This window comes from Lentibacillus persicus (assembly GCF_900112705.1).
GTDB classification, from domain to species: Bacteria; Bacillota; Bacilli; order Bacillales; family Amphibacillaceae; genus Lentibacillus; species Lentibacillus persicus.
Window position 1 is genome coordinate 65,279 of the sequence record NZ_FOMR01000010.1, and the last position, 15,885, is coordinate 81,163.

Here is a 15,885-nt window from a genome sequence, read left to right on the forward strand (position 1 = left end):
AGGGGAGCACAATGGATTTCTTATCAGTCGTTCCACCGATTGTAGCTGTAGTTTTGGCTATTGTAACTAAACGTGTTTTGCTGTCACTCTTTATAAGTATTTGGGTTGGCGGTCTTATTGCTGCTGGCGGGAATCCGTTTGAAGCAGTCAGTGTCACATTTACATGGATTAAAGATGTCATGGTTGATCCGTGGAATGCACGTTTTCTTGTCATGACGGCATTGCTCGGCTGTGGGGCAGCCTTTATGTTTAAAACAGGTGGTTCACAAGGTTTGATAAACATTTTGGAGAGCAGACTAACCACTGGAAAACGCGTGCAGTTTTTAACTTACTTCTTAGGACTCATTATCTTCTTTAATGATTATGTGAATTCAGTCATTGTGGGCAATGCTTCAAAAGATATTGCTGCTAAACATAGAATTTCAAGAGAAAAACTTTCCTATGTACTGGATTCGACGGCTGCGCCGATTGCAACAATTGGGCCGGTATCCGATTGGATTGGCTTTCAGGTCTCGTTAATAGCAGGCGCTTTTGCCAGCCTTGCCATTGTTGGATTGGAGCCATACTTTGCCTTTCTTCAATCGATCCCATGGAATTTTTACGCCATTCTATGCTTGGTTGCGGTTCCGATGATTATTGCCGGGCGGGATTTCGGGCCGATGGCTAAAGCAGAGGAGCGCGCCAAAGAAACAGGCAAACTGATTCCAGAAGGCTCGACACCATTGTCCTCGGTTGGGGAGGATTTAGGCGAACCACATAAAAAGGATGCGAGTGTGTGGAACTTTATCCTGCCGCTTGTTGCACTTATTTCAGTAAGTATGTGGGCTCTATGGTATGTTGGCGGCGGTGCAGAAGGTAATACAATTATGGATGCGCTCGCCGAAACGGATGTTTCAATTGCCCTGACGTGGGGCGCTTTTGCGATGACAGGTGTTGGTCTCATTATGGGTCTTGTCCAGGGGATGAGCCTTCAGGATTGTGAAGATACCTTGCTTGGCGGTATCAGAACGATGCTACCGGCTCTCATAATCATTTTACTCGCCTGGTCAATTGGTACGGTTACCTCAGAGCTGGGGACCGCTGAATTTGTTGTTTCAGCTACGGAAGGCTGGATGACAGCGGCACTTCTGCCATTTTTGATCTTTATTATCGCCATGTTTATATCATTTGCAACGGGTACGTCCTGGGGAACGATGTCTATTTTGACACCGATTGCTATACCAATGGCATTTAACTTTGGCGGTGAGGAACTTATTCCGATTGTTATTGGTGCAATTTTCGCTGGTGCTATTTTTGGGGATCATGTTTCGCCGATATCGGACACAACAGTTATGGCATCGATTTTTGCTGAATCCGATCACATCGCGCATGTTAACACACAAGCGCCGTATGCATTGGTGCCGGCAAGTATTGCAGGTGTCATGTATTTGTTGTATTCCGTGGTCGGAAGCAGTATTGTGCTCTTAATCGCCGGTATTGTTGCACAGTTTTTCATTCTGCGCTATCTGGGCAACCGGCATGCCAGGAAATATCATGATCGTGAACACAAGATCGCCTAGTAATCTATCTAGACTGGAAAATAGCTGCCTAACCTAGCGACATACAGAAGGAAGGATTTTCACTGTGTCGCACTTTACATCTGTTGCGAGGGCTTTAGGTTAACGAAATTTTTTAAAATGAATTTTTATGCTTAACCAGTCCGTCCTTACGGGGGAGGGCTGGTTTTTTTGTGTGAATGGACCGTTCTAGTATAATGGGAAACAGAGATTGATCGAAAATTGTGGGAGGTAGTGTGATGATTGAACATTTGCAAGATACGGTGACGTTAAATAATGGTGTCAAAATGCCGGGCTTCGGGCTGGGTGTTTATAAAGTTGAAGAGGATGTTGCGATTGATTCAGTAAAGGTAGCCTTAAACAATGGCTACCGAAGCATTGATACGGCCTCATTTTATGAAAATGAAAAAGGGGTAGGTCAAGCAATTAAAGAATCCGGCGTTCCGAGAGAAGAGATCTTTATTACCTCAAAGGTATGGAATGACGAACAAGGGTATGAAGAAACGCTTGAAGCATTTGACCGAAGCCTAAAGAAGCTAGAATTGGAGTATCTTGATTTATATCTGATTCATTGGCCGGTTAAAGGAAAATATAAAGATACTTGGAAAGCCATGGAAAAATTGTACAATGAAGGAAAAGTACGTGCAATTGGTGTCAGTAATTTCCATGTTCACCATTTGGAGGATTTGATGTCAGACAGTCAGGTGAAACCTGTGATTGATCAGGTAGAATATCACCCGCATCTGACCCAGGAAAAATTGCGAGCATTTTGTGAGGATAATGATATCAAACTTGAAGCCTGGGCGCCGTTGAAACGCGGCAGACTGTTCGATGAACCGGTGATTTCAGAGCTTGCTGAAAAGCACGGCAAAACACCTGCGCAAATTATTCTGCGCTGGGACGTGCAGAACCATGTTGTTACAATCCCAAAGTCAACACATGAACACCGAATCAAGGAAAATGCGGATATTTTCGATTTTGCTTTAGCCGATGACGACATGCGCCGGATCAGCCGTTTGAATAAGGATGAACGCACCGGCATGAATCCTGATAGCTTTGATGAATAATCTGCTTTAGCGTCCATGGTTAACTAAAAGAAGCCTGATAACACGAGTAAATATGTTTTAGGTTGACACCTTTCACTTTAATTAGTGGAGGGGTCTTTTTCATGAGGGTGGGACAAACTAAAAAGAGCATTGTGAAAAAGAACAAATTGATAGTCAGCGGAAGAAATATACGGAGACTTCTGCGGGAGCAGAGGCATAGGTGAGACCCCGCAGGGCGTAGCCCGAGGAGGCTCACCAGCCGCCCGCGAAAAGCGAAGTATATTTCTGGAGCGGGTTGTTTGCACCCCCGTTTACTTGGTTAGTTCGGATTTTCCTTCAAAGAAAACTCTTTTGTTTCAGCCCCATCGTTAAATGATTCTTGTTGCTTTCGTAAACCTTCATAACAATTTTATTTTTCGCAAATATTCTTTAAGTATTTAAATTCTCTCGCGCACGTTTTATAATGTTGAAAGTGCACTTTAAATGATTATTTTTCAGAATTTTATCCAAAAGATGGTTGAGAGGAGAATTTGATGGGAAAGCAACGAAATGGCGTATTTCAGCGTTTCTTGGACGGCGTTGAATTTATTGGCAATAAACTGCCGCATCCGGTTACACTGTTTGCTATTTTAGCAGGAATTGTTCTTATATTATCCGCTGCTTTGCAACCGCTGGGAATCAGTGTGGAACATCCTGGCGAAGAAGGTCAAATGGTTGAAATCAATAACCTGCTGAACGCTGAAGGCCTTGAATATATTTTTGGAAACATGACAGATAACTTTATCGGCTTCGCACCACTTGGTGTTGTGCTTGTTACAATGCTTGGTATCGGTGTTGCAGAGCGGACCGGGTTGATTAGCGCGTTATTGCGCGGTTTTGTATTATCCGTGCCAACGCGGTTTATTACGGTAGGACTTGTGTTTGCTGGTATTATGTCGAGTGTTGCATCAGATGCCGGATATGTTGTCTTGCCGCCGCTTGGTGCATTGATTTTCGCTGCGATGGGCCGGCATCCTTTAGCTGGTCTGGCGGCTGCGTTTGCGGGTGTATCGGCAGGTTTCAGTGCTAATCTGGTGCTTTCAGGTACTGACGTTATGCTTGGTGAGCTGACGATTGCCGCAGCTTCAACAATTGATCCGGCTTATGCTGAAACGATGAATATAGCCATGAACTGGTTTTTCATAGCTGTATCGGTATTCGTTTTGACGTTTATTGGTACTTGGGTAACGGAACGTGTTGTTGTACCGCGCTTGGGCGAGTATAAAGGTGAAGATGGAGAGGAAGACGAAGAAGAAAACGACAGGCTTGAAGGACTGAAGTCTGTCGAGAAGAAAGGTTTAATCTGGTCAGGGATCTCCTTGCTTGTTGGTCTGATATTGACAGCCTTGCTTATATTGCCGGAAAACGCCCCGTTACGCGGGACTGAGGGCAATTATATGGATCAGATCATCCAGTCGCCATTCATGAGTTCGCTTGTGCCGATTATAGCGATATTATTCTTCATACCGGGACTCGTCTATGGTATGGTCACAAAAGTAATCCGTAATGACAAAGACGTTGCAGCACAAATGACGGATACAATGGCTTCAATGGGCATGTTTATCGTGCTTGCTTTTACAGCAGGTCAATTTGTTGCCTATTTTAACGAATCGAATATGGGTCTGGTGCTTGGTGTTTATGGCGCCGAATTTCTCGACAGCATCAACCTGACAGGCATTCCGTTAATTCTGATGTTTGTTATTATCACTGGTTTCATTAACTTGTTTATCGGAAGTGCTTCAGCTAAATGGGCGATGATGGCCCCGGTATTCGTACCGATTATGATGCAGCTCGGCTATTCGCCTGAATTGACACAAATGGCTTATCGTGTGGCTGATTCAACAACGAATATCATTACACCGTTGATGACTTACTTCGCGATTATTATTGCTTTTGCACAAAAGTATGATAAGAAAATGGGGATTGGCACATTGATTTCGGTTATGCTGCCATACTCGTTGTACTTCCTTGTAGGCTGGACAATCATGCTGGTTGTCTGGATGCTGACTGGCCTTCCATTGGGCCCAGGCTCACCTATTCAATACGGCGGCTAAACACAAAAAAACCTTTCACTTCCCCAGGGGGAGGTGAAAGGTTTTTATTTTTATCTGCCTTTGTATCCTTTTCGGAAAATTTCCTGTACAGGGTGGACAGTAACGTAGGCATCCGGGTCGGTTTCAGAAATGATTTTTCGAAACGGTACAATTTCGTACCGGTTGATGACCAGATAAAGGACCTCCCGTTGTGTACGGGTATAACCACCCTGTCCATCAAGCACCGTAACGCCCCGTGCCATCTTATTTGTGACAGCTTCCAAAATTTCATCGGAAGATTTGGAAACAATCAGGACAGCCGTTCGCTCATTGGCGCCTTCAACAACCACATCGATTATTTTTGCACCAACATATACGGATACGAGCGTGTACATAGCCCGTTCTTGCCCGATAACAAACGCTGAACCGGCAATAACGGCAATATCGATTATCAGCATTCCTTTTCCAATAGTCCATCCGAAAGCCTGATTGGCAAGCCTCGCCAGAATTGCTGACCCGCCAGAGGTCCCGCCAGCCCGGAAAATAAGGCCGAGCCCCAATCCGACACCAAGACCGGCGAATAATGCTGCCAGCAGCATATCATCGTTAACTTCGCTACCCCAGTCAACAGTGATGTGCAAAAAAAGTGATGAAAAAATAATTGCGATAATCGTATAGATGGTGACGCGTTTTTCGAAAAATTTATAGCCAAGCGCGACAAGCGATGTGTTTAGCACAAAGTTGACAGCGCCCGGTGACCAATCGAATAGATAGTGGAGAACAATTGTGACCCCGATAACGCCGCCCTCTGATAAACGGTTTGGTATGGCGAAATAGTTGACACCAATTGAAAATATGAACGAGCCGATGATAATCAGTAATATGTCGCGTATCGTGTTGTTCACACATACACCTCCTTTTCAAACGTTGTAACGGTGATGTCTATTATAACGAATCATACCCTTTTTGAGAACTGAATAGGGCAGGAGGTGTATATACCAGATTCCTGTATAAAAACAACCAGGCAATTATTTGCCCGGTTGTGTAGGGATTGTGATTCTATTATTAGTCTTCATGAAAGGTGAGGACGCGTCCCCAGAGATCTTTGGTTCCCCAGATGCCGCGTCGCAGGACTTCCAGTTGAACGATCTGGCTGTGGTCAACAAAGACGTTTACTTCAGGGCCATAGTTTTTGATATACCATTCGAAAACGTCCGGATCGGCTGCTTCAAACATGACGTTTTCAGTGCCGAGTTCACGGGCGAACTGGGTGGCAATTTCTGTCCGCCAGTCATTGACGCTTTCAGTAATGCCTTCAGATTCGATCATCAGCATATAGGCTCCTGCTTCAAGACAGCGTTTGCCGACTTCAATGGCTTGTGACGGGTCGGTGATGCCTTCAGCTTCATTTTGTTCGGCTGTATTGGTTCCGCCGGCGCCGAATTGAACACCGATTTCTGGCTTGGCAAGAAGCCCTTTTTTCTGCACTTTTTCAACAAGACGGACGATGTCGTCGGTCGGCATGGTGATGAACCCGGTGGATATTTCAATAATATCAAAGCCCAAGCGTTTACACTCATCAAGGTAATGATCAACTGCTTCAGGACCTTGTGTCAGAACGGTTTCCATAAAGCCGCCCGTGGATACCTTCACGTCATAATCATGAGCAAGATCAAGCAGTTCACGCAATTTATCTTCCGGATACAGCGTAAACGCCCCGCCTGAAAACTTCAAAATGTCGACGTAGTCACCCATCGTTTCCATAATATCACGCAAGTAATTGGTGCCCATAACGGCATAATATGGACCGCGGATTTCGGTCAGGCCTTTATTACGCGGTTTTTCCTGGCGGCTGTTCATCCGAATTTTTTGGAAAGCGCGTTGGTTACTCATATTGATACATCCTCCTTGATTTGAATTTGATCAAGTAATTGCGTCAGGTCGCTGACATTCACATTGTCCAGATTCCGTATCGTTTCGGCTATTTCATGGGCAAGATCGCTGTCAATGTTACGGGTCAGGCTATTGTATTTTGCCATTAGAACATCCCAGCTTGCCGGTTTTGATTTAAAGCCTTTGTAATCACTTTTTTCAATTTCAAAAATTTGTCCGTCATTTGTTTCCAGTTCAATCCGGCACGCCATTTCATCCGGGAACCGGCTGCTGTAGTGAACATCAGGTTTGACATCAACTTTTTGCAGCAGTTCCTGGATATCACCCCGGTTGATCCGGTCAGAATCGTATTGCTCAGGCATCACTTGGCCGTCCAAATAAGCTGCCGCGAGCATATATGGCAGCGAATGATCGGCTTCTTCTTTATAGCGAATCAGTTTCTTGCCGCCTTCTTCACCACCGCCGATAATGTTATATGCAACATCAAACGTGGTGAGGCGAATGGCTTTAATGTCTTCCGGTTTTATATTTTCGCGGTCCCGAAGTTCAAGCAGACCTTCAATGGAAGATTGTGAATGAATCTCAGCATTGAAGCGTTTAATAATCGTATCGGTGACGCGTTCGAGGTTTTCGTTATGCCAATTGATTGTGAATTCACCGGCAATCGAGTCCATCAAGCCTTTATTGCCTTCAAAAACTTCTCTCGGGCCTGATATGCCATATTTGGCAAGCATCGTTGCATGCATCGCTCCCATAGCTGTATTCGGGTAGGCGAGGCCCTTCCAATTTGACAATTCACCGGTTCGTGTTACCCGGAGGGAATTGTAGCCTGTTCCGGCAATTGCGACCGCGTTGGCAATTTCGCTGCTGTCGAATCCCATTGCCCGAGCGGCTCCGGCTGCTGCACCGTATGCACCTTGGACAGTATGGTCAAACCCGTATTTTCTAACCGGTGCAACGTCTGACAGGCGGCATTGTACCTGGTAGGCAATCGCCAGGGCGAGCAGAAAGTCTTTTCCGTTTGCGTCTGCATATTCAGCTGCTGCCAGAACGGGTGCAATATTGTCCGATGGATGTCCGGTTTCTTCTTTTGCCAGATATGAGTCATTGAAATCGAGATAGCGGACAGCCGCTCCGTTGTAAAATGTTGCGTAATCAGGCGTCGTTTTGCCACCGCCAATCAATGTGACGAGCTTTTCACCGCCGAGATTCTCTGTCATTTGTCGAATATTTTTTACCGGCTCACCGTTAAGTGCGCCAATTGCAACACCAATTGAGTCGAGTACCCGCCCTTTTAATGCTTCTTTTGCTTCATCGGACAACATACTCCAATCGGCATCGTGCGCCCAATCTGCAAGCTGTTCGACCATCGTTTTTTTATTAGACATGTGAATCACCTCCAAAAGTGTTGGAAATGAAACCTCAGTGGCCACAAAGAGGGTTCTGGGAAGGAGTGTCTTGCCTCCCCTCACTTATAATAATACACCATTTATATATAAAAATAAATAATTAAAATTGAATAAAGTGATATTAAATACTTATATATAATGATAAGTTTATGTTGTTGGACGTTAAAAGATTTGTGACCAAGTACTGTTTCGATGCTTTGGCTAATAAAATGATAGTAGGATTGCAGGAGGGGTTCGATGCGAAAGGTAGCAGCCATCCTCATTTTGGCAATAATCGGCGCTGTCATATTTATGCTGCTTCATCAACCGGAAGATGACGAAGCGACTGGAGCAGTTTCTGAATTCTATTCATATGAACAGGAGGCAAATTTTTCAGGTTCGTGGGAGATGTTTCATCCATTAATGAAAGAGAAATTTGACAAAATTGAGTATTTGCAGGAAAGATCCCATGTAATCATGGACCATTTTGGTGTGGAAACATTTAGCTTTACGCTAGGCGAAGCAACAGCGATTGAGGATTGGACGATTGAGGGAGAAGCAGAAGTAAATGGTAAAGTCTATCAAGTGCCGGTTACGCAAGTGTTCGAAGGAAAATACGGGAATTTTAGCATCGTGCAGAACACCTATGTGACCAAAGTTGAAGGTGAGTGGAAGATACTTTGGGATTATAATAGGTAAATTAAAGGCGCCATCATGTAAGAATGGCACCTTGAATAGTTTTTTCGGCAATTTGACAGCTCATTTTTGTTCAATCACTATTCTTGTTCATTTTCCACCTGATACAAATAAATTTTATAAATCGACTCACTATTCTCAAAGCTGCGTTCAAATGCAAGCTGATTTTCTTCATGATTTTCGATTGGCAGAGCTGAGAAGATATAATCTCCGCCCATTTCACGGAGTGCATCGGTATTGATGTTCAAATTATCAAGCGTTTTATCGCTGTTCTTCGTAAAAATATAATTTTCGCCAAGTTCGGCGACATACATATACAAGCGGCCGCCCCACGTATCAAAATAGTTTTCCAATGAAGCATTTTTTTCCAGTTCCGGTGCAATAATTTCTCTAAACTGGTGTTTATAATTGAGCGGGTAACTGTTATTGTACGTATCAAGTGTATAAAAACCGTTAAACTGTGCAATAGTTGGGTGCATCGCAATACTTACGACATGGTACTCAGACTGTTCACGTCCGATATAGTCTTCAATTGATTCAAAAAGTTCCTCTGAATAGAATTCGGCATATGTTGGCATACCGAGCCTTTCGTACTTCACTTCTTCATTCAGCCAGAACAAACTTAAGGACTGGGCAATAATGATAAGCGCAACAAATGTCTTTCCAAACCGCATATGTTTCCATAAAATCCATAGAGCAAGCGCCAATGCGATATACCAGAGCATCGGATCGAAAAAATGAATCCGGCTGAAATTAAACGTATTGGCAATCATGAAGTTGTCCTTGACAATGCGCCAGCCTTCCCAGTACCAAAACGCGTACCAGAGTGAAAGTGCTGCATTGGTGAGAACCATGATAAGAAGCCATTTAGGTTTGACGCGGTGGAAAGCTGCTACAAGAAGGGCGATGCCAATTACCGGCAGAACTATGTATGTATTTATGGCCATGTCGTGCGTGTGCCCGGTTAAAAAGTTTTCGGAAAACAGGCTGAACGTTTCAGAAAGGCTGTTATGGCCCAGGTCAAGCTCCTCACGGTGCGATGTAAACCCTTCATCGATAAACATTGAATAGAGGATCATGTAATTTTTAATCAGATAAATGCTGCTCATGACAGCAGTCGCTGTAAATAGTGCCCAATTGCTCTGTTTCCGCCTTATCCAGTCAAACAGCCACAGAACGCCCATCAGGCTAAGAAAGAAGACAAACGTTAGGATGAAACTAGAGAAAAAGGGCATTAGAATTAACGTCAGCCAATGGTACCAAGGTGTCTGCCACCCACGATCACGGATGGACAGAAACACGTAAAATGCAAGCGGCAATCCTGCTATGGACAACCAGCCTGAAGGCCAGAACGGCAGCATCGCAAATGTCATCGCGACCCCGGCTATAATCCATTTGGAACCAATAAATCGTCTCAAGAGTAAATACATACCGATGAAAGCGGCAAAACGCATAACGGTCTGACCGATCGTGTAAGCCGTCATTGGCTCAAACAAGACATAAAGCCATACCATGAAATCAAAGGGCGTGGCAAGCGTGCTCCGGGGCAGGCCATTGATAACGTTGGGCAGCTCAGACATCGCAAAAAATTGACCGCTTTCCGCAAGTAATTTGTACCAAACAATATTTGAATCCAGATTATCGTGCACGCGGATATGTGTATCTTCACCCAAAATATAGTAGGGTGATAGATACACAGCGATAATCAGACACGCAATCAGTATATGTTTATGTCTTGAAAAAATCGTTGATATGGTTGATGACATGAGTCACATCCTTTTCTTCCATGCCATAATACAAAGGCAAACGGACCAGTTTTTCGCTTTCTGCAGTTGTATAGTTATCATCACCGGCAAATTGGCCGAATTTTTTACCCGCATAAGAAGAATGCAGTGGGACATAATGCGATACTGCCATGATGCCGTTGCTTTTTAAGTATTTCATTAACGCATCACGATGATCGGTTTTAACGAAAAACATATGTGCATTATGCGTACACTCCGCTGGTATATGAGGGATCGAAATGGCTCCGATATGTTTTAATCCTTCATAATAGCTGTGCCATGTTAACAATCTGTCTTCTGTGATTTGTTCGGCATGCTGAAGTTGAATCCAAAGATAAGCCGCACTCAATTCGTTCAGCAGGTAAGAAGAGCCGACGTCCCGCCATGTATATTTATCGACCATTCCTTTGGCAAATTGCTGCCGGTTGGTGCCTTTTTCTTGTAAAATTTCGGCGCGTTCAATTGAAGCGGCGTGATTAATAATCAATGCGCCGCCTTCACCGCACGTAATATTTTTCGTTTCGTGAAAGCTGAGGGTGCTGAAATGACCGATCGTACCAACCTGCTTGCCATTATATGTACTCATTAAGGCCTGAGCGGCGTCTTCAATGACCCACAAGCTATTTTTATCAGCTATTTTCATAATCGCATCCATATCACAGCTGATGCCGGCATAATGGACGACGACAATGGCTTTTGTTTTTTCGGTTACAGCAGCTTCAACAGCTTCCGGGGATATGTTCATTGTATCAGGTGACACGTCCACAAATTGAATCGAAGCGCCTCTGAGTGCAAAAGCGTTCGCGGTTGAGACAAACGTATAGGACGGCATAATAATTTCATCGCCCGGTTTTGTGTCAATTAACAGAGCAGTCATCTCCAAAGCAGCCGTACACGAAGGGGTAAGGATTGCCCGTTCACAGTCGAGATAATTCTCAAGCCAGTCGACACATTTTTCACCGAAGGGCCCGTTGCCGGCAAGGGTTTGATTCATTATAGCTTCCTGTATTGCAGTTTCTTCTTTTCCAATATAGCATGGTTTGTTAAAGTTCAGCATTTCTCTCACCTCACAATGACTGGCTGGTTACGATAATCCCCGCAATTATCAAAGCGAGGCCTACAACTTTTTGAACGGTAATGGGGTCTCCGAATAAGAAAACGGACAGTAAAAACACGAGCAGAAATGAAAGACTCATAAATGGGTAGGCATAGCTGATATTAAATTTGGTCATGGCGGCCATCCAACTCAAAGCGGCAAGAAATGCAGAGGCAAAACCGGATAAAATCCATGGATTTAATAAAAGCTGGATCAGAAACATAAGTTTATCCCACAGCCCGGCGGGTAAGGCTCCCGCCTGATCCATTTGCCATTTTAAAACGAGCTGGCCGTAAACCGTAAAAATGACCGTTGAAAAAATATAATAATAGCCCATCACGTTACCTCGCCGTTCAGCTTATGATAGACATCCACCGTGTTCTTCAGCCGGAACCCAAGGGCATAAAACAAGTTTAATGACGCAACATTGGCAGCAGATATGGACGTGCGTAATTCATCATAACCCGATTTCAGCTGCTCGCTGCACGCCATGCTTGTGAAAGCTTTCGCAAGGCCTCTGGAGCGGTATTCTTCACGCATGCCAAGCAGGAGCACTTTGTCCCCATCCAATCCGTAAAAGCCGGCGGTGTCATTGTCATAGTTTAACGCGATAATCTTTTCGTCGTTAATTAAATCATTAACCCAATTCATATACCGTTTGTCAGCCAAGGAATTAGGAATATTAAAGTCTCTGTGGAAACGTCCGTGGACGAAAACCTCGCTGGCAATTTTCAGGATCTCCTCCGGGTCGTATGCTTTGGAAAGACTTGCATGTTCGGCGGAAAAGCGTGTTAGATTGTCTTTTTTGCAGACAGGTTCAATTAATGTATCCACATAATAAAAACCATGATCAAGTAATGGTTTAGGGTTTTCGAGCGGTCTGACTTTGAGTGTATAATGCCCTTCATTTTGATCGGTTTCCTGTAATGCTTCGTCGTCAGTCGTCAATACTTCATATGTGTTAATATTAAAATTTCGTTTGTCCCAGGGGGTTTCACGCAGATGGGTCATGCCATCACCTTCCTTCATCCTTATCTTCTGTCGTCTTTCGTATGAGGTAGAGCGGCCGGTTTTTAGTTTCATTAAAAATCTTTCCGATATAGAGACCGAGGACGCCAAAATTGAAAAAAATTAACCCCCCAATAAAATAAATCGAAACCATAACACTCGTCCAGCCCTGAACATGTTGGTCGAGAAAGAAATAGCGTATGAACAAATACAAGCCATACACGAGTGAGCCAAGCGCCAGCAAAAATCCAAATTGAATGGACAGCCGGAGCGGTTTATTTGATTGGGATATAATCGCATCTGTGGCAAGCGTAATCAATTTTTTCAGGTTATAACCGGTATTGCCTTCTACACGGGCATCGTGCTTAACCGGGACGTTTCCGGTTTCATACCCCATCCATTGAATGAAAAGCGGGAAAAAACGGTTTTGTTCACGCATGCCGCGATAAGCTTCAATCACTTTCCTTTGGCTGATGCTAAAGTTGGCGACGGTATGATCAGAGGCAGTCCCGCTGAAATAATCATAAACACGGTAAAACAGCTGGGACGTTTTTTTCTTAAACCAATTATCCTGGCGTTCGACGCGTTTAGCAAAGACGACCTCGTAGCCTTCCTGTGCTTTTTCATACAGTTTTTTTATTTCCTCAGGCCGATCCTGAAGATCACAGTCCATGACCACTGTCCAGTCACCTGAAGAATAATCCAGTCCTGCTGTAATGGCGTGATGCTGGCCAAAGTTTCGGGCAAGGTCAATTCCCATGATTCGCTTGTCCTGTTCATGAAGCTCCTGAATTGTTGCCCACGCATTGTCCGGGCTTGCGTCATTGACCAGAATAATTTCGACGTCGGCTGGAATCGACTCGATTGTGGTTATCACACGTCTGCACAATTCTTTCAAACAGCTCTTGCAGCCAAAGACAGGAACGACGGTCGAAATTAAAGGGAGACTTTTTCCCATTTCGCCACGTACCATTCGACTGTTTCATGCATGCCGCTTTCAAACGGGGTTGAAGGTTTCCAGCCAAGTGTTGATTTTATTTTTCTGTCATCTACTGCATAGCGCCGGTCATGTCCTTGCCTGTCATCAATAAATGTGATCAGCTCTTTGTGACTGTAAGGCCCCGGTTTTAAATGGTCAAGAATATCACAGATCATCATCGCCAGTTCATGGTTAGTCTTTTCATTGCTGCCGCCGACATTGTATTTTTCCAATGTCTTGCCATTATGGTAAATTAAATCGAGCGCGTGGCAGTGGTCTCTGACGTAAAGCCAGTCACGCACATTTTTTCCGTCACCATAAATGGGGATGGGCTGACCTCTCAAGGCATTGTCTATAATGGTCGGGATTAGTTTTTCTTCGTGCTGTCCCGGGCCATAATTATTCGAGCTGCTGGAGGTCACAACGTTCATGTTATAGGTGTGTCCGAAGCTTTTGACAAGCATATCAGCGCCGCCTTTGGATGCGCTGTAGGGATTGCGCGGTGCATAAGGTGTGTGCTCATTGAATTTTTCGTTTGAATCTAAGTCGAGCGAACCATAGATCTCATCTGTCGATATTTGATGGAATCGCCGTTTGTGAAGTTCACCGGCGTTATCCCAGGCTTGCCTGGCAGTTTGCAGAAGAACAGCGGTTCCCAGTATATTTGACTCGATGAATGTCTTTACATCTTTTATTGACCGGTCAACATGAGACTCAGCCGCAAAGTTTACAACACCGTCAATGTCGTAATCAGAAAAAATAGTAGTCACAAGTTCTTCATCTGAAATATCGCCCTCGATAAATACATAGTTGTCGTCTTCATTTACCGCTTCTAAATTTTCTTTTGATCCGGCATAGGTTAGTTTATCCATATTAATAATGTGATAGTTTGGATACTTCTGCCTCATATAATGGATGAAATGAGAGGCGATGAACCCGGCACCGCCTGTTACCAACAGCGATTTACTCATTTTGAACCAGCTCCAGTACAGGGTTTTTATTGATTTTTTCCCAATATTGTTCCGTGTGTTTACGATTAGCAATTTCCATAAGGTACTGCCCGTAATCGGTCTTCTTCATGCGTTCACCTTTTTCTTGCAATGCTTGCCTGCTGAGGTAGCCCATATAATAAGCGATTTCTTCGAGACAGGCAATCTTGAACCCTTGGCGCTGTTCGGTTATTTTGACAAATTCGGAAGCGTCAAACAGGGCTTCATGAGTGCCCGCGTCCATCCAGGCGAATCCTCTGCCAAGTAGCTGCACATCGAGCTGGTCCCCTTTTAAATATTCTTTGTTCAAGTCGGTAATCTCCGTTTCGCCGCGCTCGGAAAAAGGTAATTGCTTGGCGATTTGGACCGCACGATAATCGTAAATATAGAGCCCTGCTGCAGCGAAATCGGATTTTGGATCATCCGGCTTCTCTTCCAGGGAGATAACTTTTTGATTTTCATCGAATTCAACAACACCAAATCGTCTCGGATCTTTCACCCGGATACCGAAGATGGTGGCGTTCTTGTGATGATGCAGTGCTTCACGCAGTAATGTCGTGAACCCTTGCCCATAAAAAATGTTGTCGCCGAGAATTAACGTCACATCATCATATCCGATAAAGTCCTCTGCTAAAATAAATGCATCAGGAATGCCGTTTGGTTCAGACTGTTCCTTAAATTGCAAGTTAAGACCAAAATCTGAACCGTCACCCAGCATTTCCCGAAAACGCGGTAAGTCTTCCGGGGTACTTATAATCATAATATCTTTAATGCCGCCGAGCATAAGAACAGAGAGGGGATAATAGATCATTGGTTTATCATAAACGTTCAATAAATGTTTATTAATGCCATTTGTGCTCGGAGCCAGCCGTGTACCGCTGCCGCCTGCCAGTATAATGCCTTTCATGCAAATCACTCCCTGAAAGATTTGTTTAGCGCTCATATTTCTTATACCTTTCTATATACTTATTACCGTTTTTAAAGAAAATAATCTTACAATTTAGTTTCATCTTAGTTACAGACTTTTAAGGAGAAGCAGTGCTTTCCGCCTATTTACATGACATTTATCAAGATTACTGCTTTTTAAATCGCCAAGTTGTTGTAAAATGCGACGTAGTGAAAATATCATCAGCCTCTCTAGCGACGCAGCTGGAATACACTCGCTTTCCGGTGGGCTCACCAGCCGCCCGCGGAAAGCGACGAGCAAAACATCCGCCGAATCCGCTGCGCGTTGCGAGGAGTGCTTCTTCACCGAATTTGCTTGCAACACGACGAGCACCAAGTGTATTTCCGAAGCGGTGTACGACGCACTAACTAATCTACTGTTTTCGAATTTTTTTGTCAAAAACAATAGACTCTTAGAAATGCGTTTATTCGT

At 44.2% G+C, this 15,885-nt stretch carries 14 protein-coding genes; 4 read left to right on the plus strand and 10 right to left on the minus strand.

Translation table 11 applies throughout. The annotated features are described in order from the left end of the window. Positions 1-11: 11 nt before the first annotated feature. The 3 genes from BMZ22_RS13295 (at position 12) to BMZ22_RS13305 (ending at position 4,695) form a co-directional block, all read left to right on the plus strand. The gene (locus BMZ22_RS13295; RefSeq protein ID WP_090086417.1) at positions 12-1,559 is read left to right on the plus strand and encodes a Na+/H+ antiporter NhaC family protein; all 1,548 of its coding nucleotides are present in this window, start codon (positions 12-14) and stop codon (positions 1,557-1,559) included. A 236-nt stretch (positions 1,560-1,795) separates the two neighbouring features. Beyond that, a complete protein-coding gene (locus BMZ22_RS13300) occupies positions 1,796-2,623 on the plus strand; it encodes an aldo/keto reductase (RefSeq protein ID WP_090086419.1) in 828 nt (275 codons plus the stop codon). A gap of 512 nt (positions 2,624-3,135) precedes the next feature. Beyond that, the gene (locus BMZ22_RS13305) at positions 3,136-4,695 is read left to right on the plus strand and encodes an AbgT family transporter (protein ID WP_090086421.1); all 1,560 of its coding nucleotides are present in this window, start codon (positions 3,136-3,138) and stop codon (positions 4,693-4,695) included. 50 nt (positions 4,696-4,745) lie between these two features. Here BMZ22_RS13305 and BMZ22_RS13310 read toward each other — a convergent pair whose 3' ends face one another. From BMZ22_RS13310 to BMZ22_RS13320, 3 genes are all read right to left on the minus strand, one after another. Continuing rightward, positions 4,746-5,579: a YitT family protein gene (locus BMZ22_RS13310; protein WP_090086423.1), complete on the minus strand. Its 834-nt coding sequence runs from the start codon at positions 5,577-5,579 to the stop codon at positions 4,746-4,748. A 160-nt stretch (positions 5,580-5,739) separates the two neighbouring features. Continuing rightward, positions 5,740-6,567: a phosphosulfolactate synthase gene (locus BMZ22_RS13315; protein WP_090086425.1), complete on the minus strand. Its 828-nt coding sequence runs from the start codon at positions 6,565-6,567 to the stop codon at positions 5,740-5,742. Further along, a complete protein-coding gene (locus BMZ22_RS13320; RefSeq protein WP_090086427.1) occupies positions 6,564-7,955 on the minus strand; it encodes an MmgE/PrpD family protein in 1,392 nt (463 codons plus the stop codon). The genes BMZ22_RS13315 and BMZ22_RS13320 overlap by 4 nt, the downstream gene beginning before the upstream one ends. A 258-nt stretch (positions 7,956-8,213) precedes the next feature. Here BMZ22_RS13320 and BMZ22_RS13325 point away from each other — a divergent pair, with 258 nt between their 5' ends. Beyond that, the gene (locus tag BMZ22_RS13325) at positions 8,214-8,654 is read left to right on the plus strand and encodes a hypothetical protein (RefSeq protein ID WP_090086429.1); all 441 of its coding nucleotides are present in this window, start codon (positions 8,214-8,216) and stop codon (positions 8,652-8,654) included. A gap of 77 nt (positions 8,655-8,731) precedes the next feature. Here BMZ22_RS13325 and BMZ22_RS13330 read toward each other — a convergent pair whose 3' ends face one another. The 7 genes from BMZ22_RS13330 to rfbA are packed head-to-tail and all read right to left on the minus strand — an operon-like array spanning position 8,732 to position 15,414. Beyond that, a complete protein-coding gene (locus tag BMZ22_RS13330) occupies positions 8,732-10,417 on the minus strand; it encodes a DUF6044 family protein (protein ID WP_090086432.1) in 1,686 nt (561 codons plus the stop codon). Beyond that, the gene (gene rffA, locus BMZ22_RS13335) at positions 10,380-11,492 is read right to left on the minus strand and encodes a dTDP-4-amino-4,6-dideoxygalactose transaminase (protein WP_090086434.1); all 1,113 of its coding nucleotides are present in this window, start codon (positions 11,490-11,492) and stop codon (positions 10,380-10,382) included. The genes BMZ22_RS13330 and rffA overlap by 38 nt, the downstream gene beginning before the upstream one ends. A 10-nt stretch (positions 11,493-11,502) precedes the next feature. Next, a complete protein-coding gene (locus tag BMZ22_RS13340; protein ID WP_090086436.1) occupies positions 11,503-11,868 on the minus strand; it encodes an EamA family transporter in 366 nt (121 codons plus the stop codon). Continuing rightward, the gene (locus BMZ22_RS13345; protein ID WP_090086505.1) at positions 11,868-12,542 is read right to left on the minus strand and encodes a GNAT family N-acetyltransferase; all 675 of its coding nucleotides are present in this window, start codon (positions 12,540-12,542) and stop codon (positions 11,868-11,870) included. Before BMZ22_RS13345 ends, BMZ22_RS13340 begins: the two co-directional genes overlap by 1 nt. A gap of 4 nt (positions 12,543-12,546) precedes the next feature. Next, positions 12,547-13,512 (minus strand): glycosyltransferase family 2 protein, encoded by a 966-nt coding sequence (locus BMZ22_RS13350; protein ID WP_245745427.1) that lies wholly within the window; start codon positions 13,510-13,512, stop codon positions 12,547-12,549. Further along, entirely contained in the window at positions 13,476-14,489 is a 1,014-nt protein-coding gene (rfbB, locus tag BMZ22_RS13355; RefSeq protein WP_090086439.1) for a dTDP-glucose 4,6-dehydratase, read from the minus strand. Before rfbB ends, BMZ22_RS13350 begins: the two co-directional genes overlap by 37 nt. Continuing rightward, a complete protein-coding gene (gene rfbA / locus BMZ22_RS13360) occupies positions 14,482-15,414 on the minus strand; it encodes a glucose-1-phosphate thymidylyltransferase RfbA (protein ID WP_090086440.1) in 933 nt (310 codons plus the stop codon). Before rfbA ends, rfbB begins: the two co-directional genes overlap by 8 nt. Positions 15,415-15,885 lie beyond the last annotated feature (471 nt).

What these genes read in the sequence shown, in the direction of transcription:
- BMZ22_RS13320 (WP_090086427.1), bottom strand. Translation starts at nt 7,955, where the DNA reads ATGTCTAATAAAAAAACGATGGTCGAACAGCTTGCAGATTGGGCGCAC.
- BMZ22_RS13345 (WP_090086505.1), bottom strand. Translation starts at nt 12,542, where the DNA reads ATGACCCATCTGCGTGAAACCCCCTGGGACAAACGAAATTTTAATATT.
- BMZ22_RS13330 (WP_090086432.1), bottom strand. Translation starts at nt 10,417, where the DNA reads ATGTCATCAACCATATCAACGATTTTTTCAAGACATAAACATATACTG.
- BMZ22_RS13295 (WP_090086417.1), top strand. Translation starts at nt 12, where the DNA reads ATGGATTTCTTATCAGTCGTTCCACCGATTGTAGCTGTAGTTTTGGCT.
- BMZ22_RS13315 (WP_090086425.1), bottom strand. Translation starts at nt 6,567, where the DNA reads ATGAGTAACCAACGCGCTTTCCAAAAAATTCGGATGAACAGCCGCCAG.
- BMZ22_RS13340 (WP_090086436.1), bottom strand. Translation starts at nt 11,868, where the DNA reads ATGGGCTATTATTATATTTTTTCAACGGTCATTTTTACGGTTTACGGC.
- rfbA (WP_090086440.1), bottom strand. Translation starts at nt 15,414, where the DNA reads ATGAAAGGCATTATACTGGCAGGCGGCAGCGGTACACGGCTGGCTCCG.
- rffA (WP_090086434.1), bottom strand. Translation starts at nt 11,492, where the DNA reads ATGCTGAACTTTAACAAACCATGCTATATTGGAAAAGAAGAAACTGCA.
- BMZ22_RS13305 (WP_090086421.1), top strand. Translation starts at nt 3,136, where the DNA reads ATGGGAAAGCAACGAAATGGCGTATTTCAGCGTTTCTTGGACGGCGTT.
- rfbB (WP_090086439.1), bottom strand. Translation starts at nt 14,489, where the DNA reads ATGAGTAAATCGCTGTTGGTAACAGGCGGTGCCGGGTTCATCGCCTCT.
- BMZ22_RS13325 (WP_090086429.1), top strand. Translation starts at nt 8,214, where the DNA reads ATGCGAAAGGTAGCAGCCATCCTCATTTTGGCAATAATCGGCGCTGTC.
- BMZ22_RS13300 (WP_090086419.1), top strand. Translation starts at nt 1,796, where the DNA reads ATGATTGAACATTTGCAAGATACGGTGACGTTAAATAATGGTGTCAAA.
- BMZ22_RS13350 (WP_245745427.1), bottom strand. Translation starts at nt 13,512, where the DNA reads ATGGTACGTGGCGAAATGGGAAAAAGTCTCCCTTTAATTTCGACCGTC.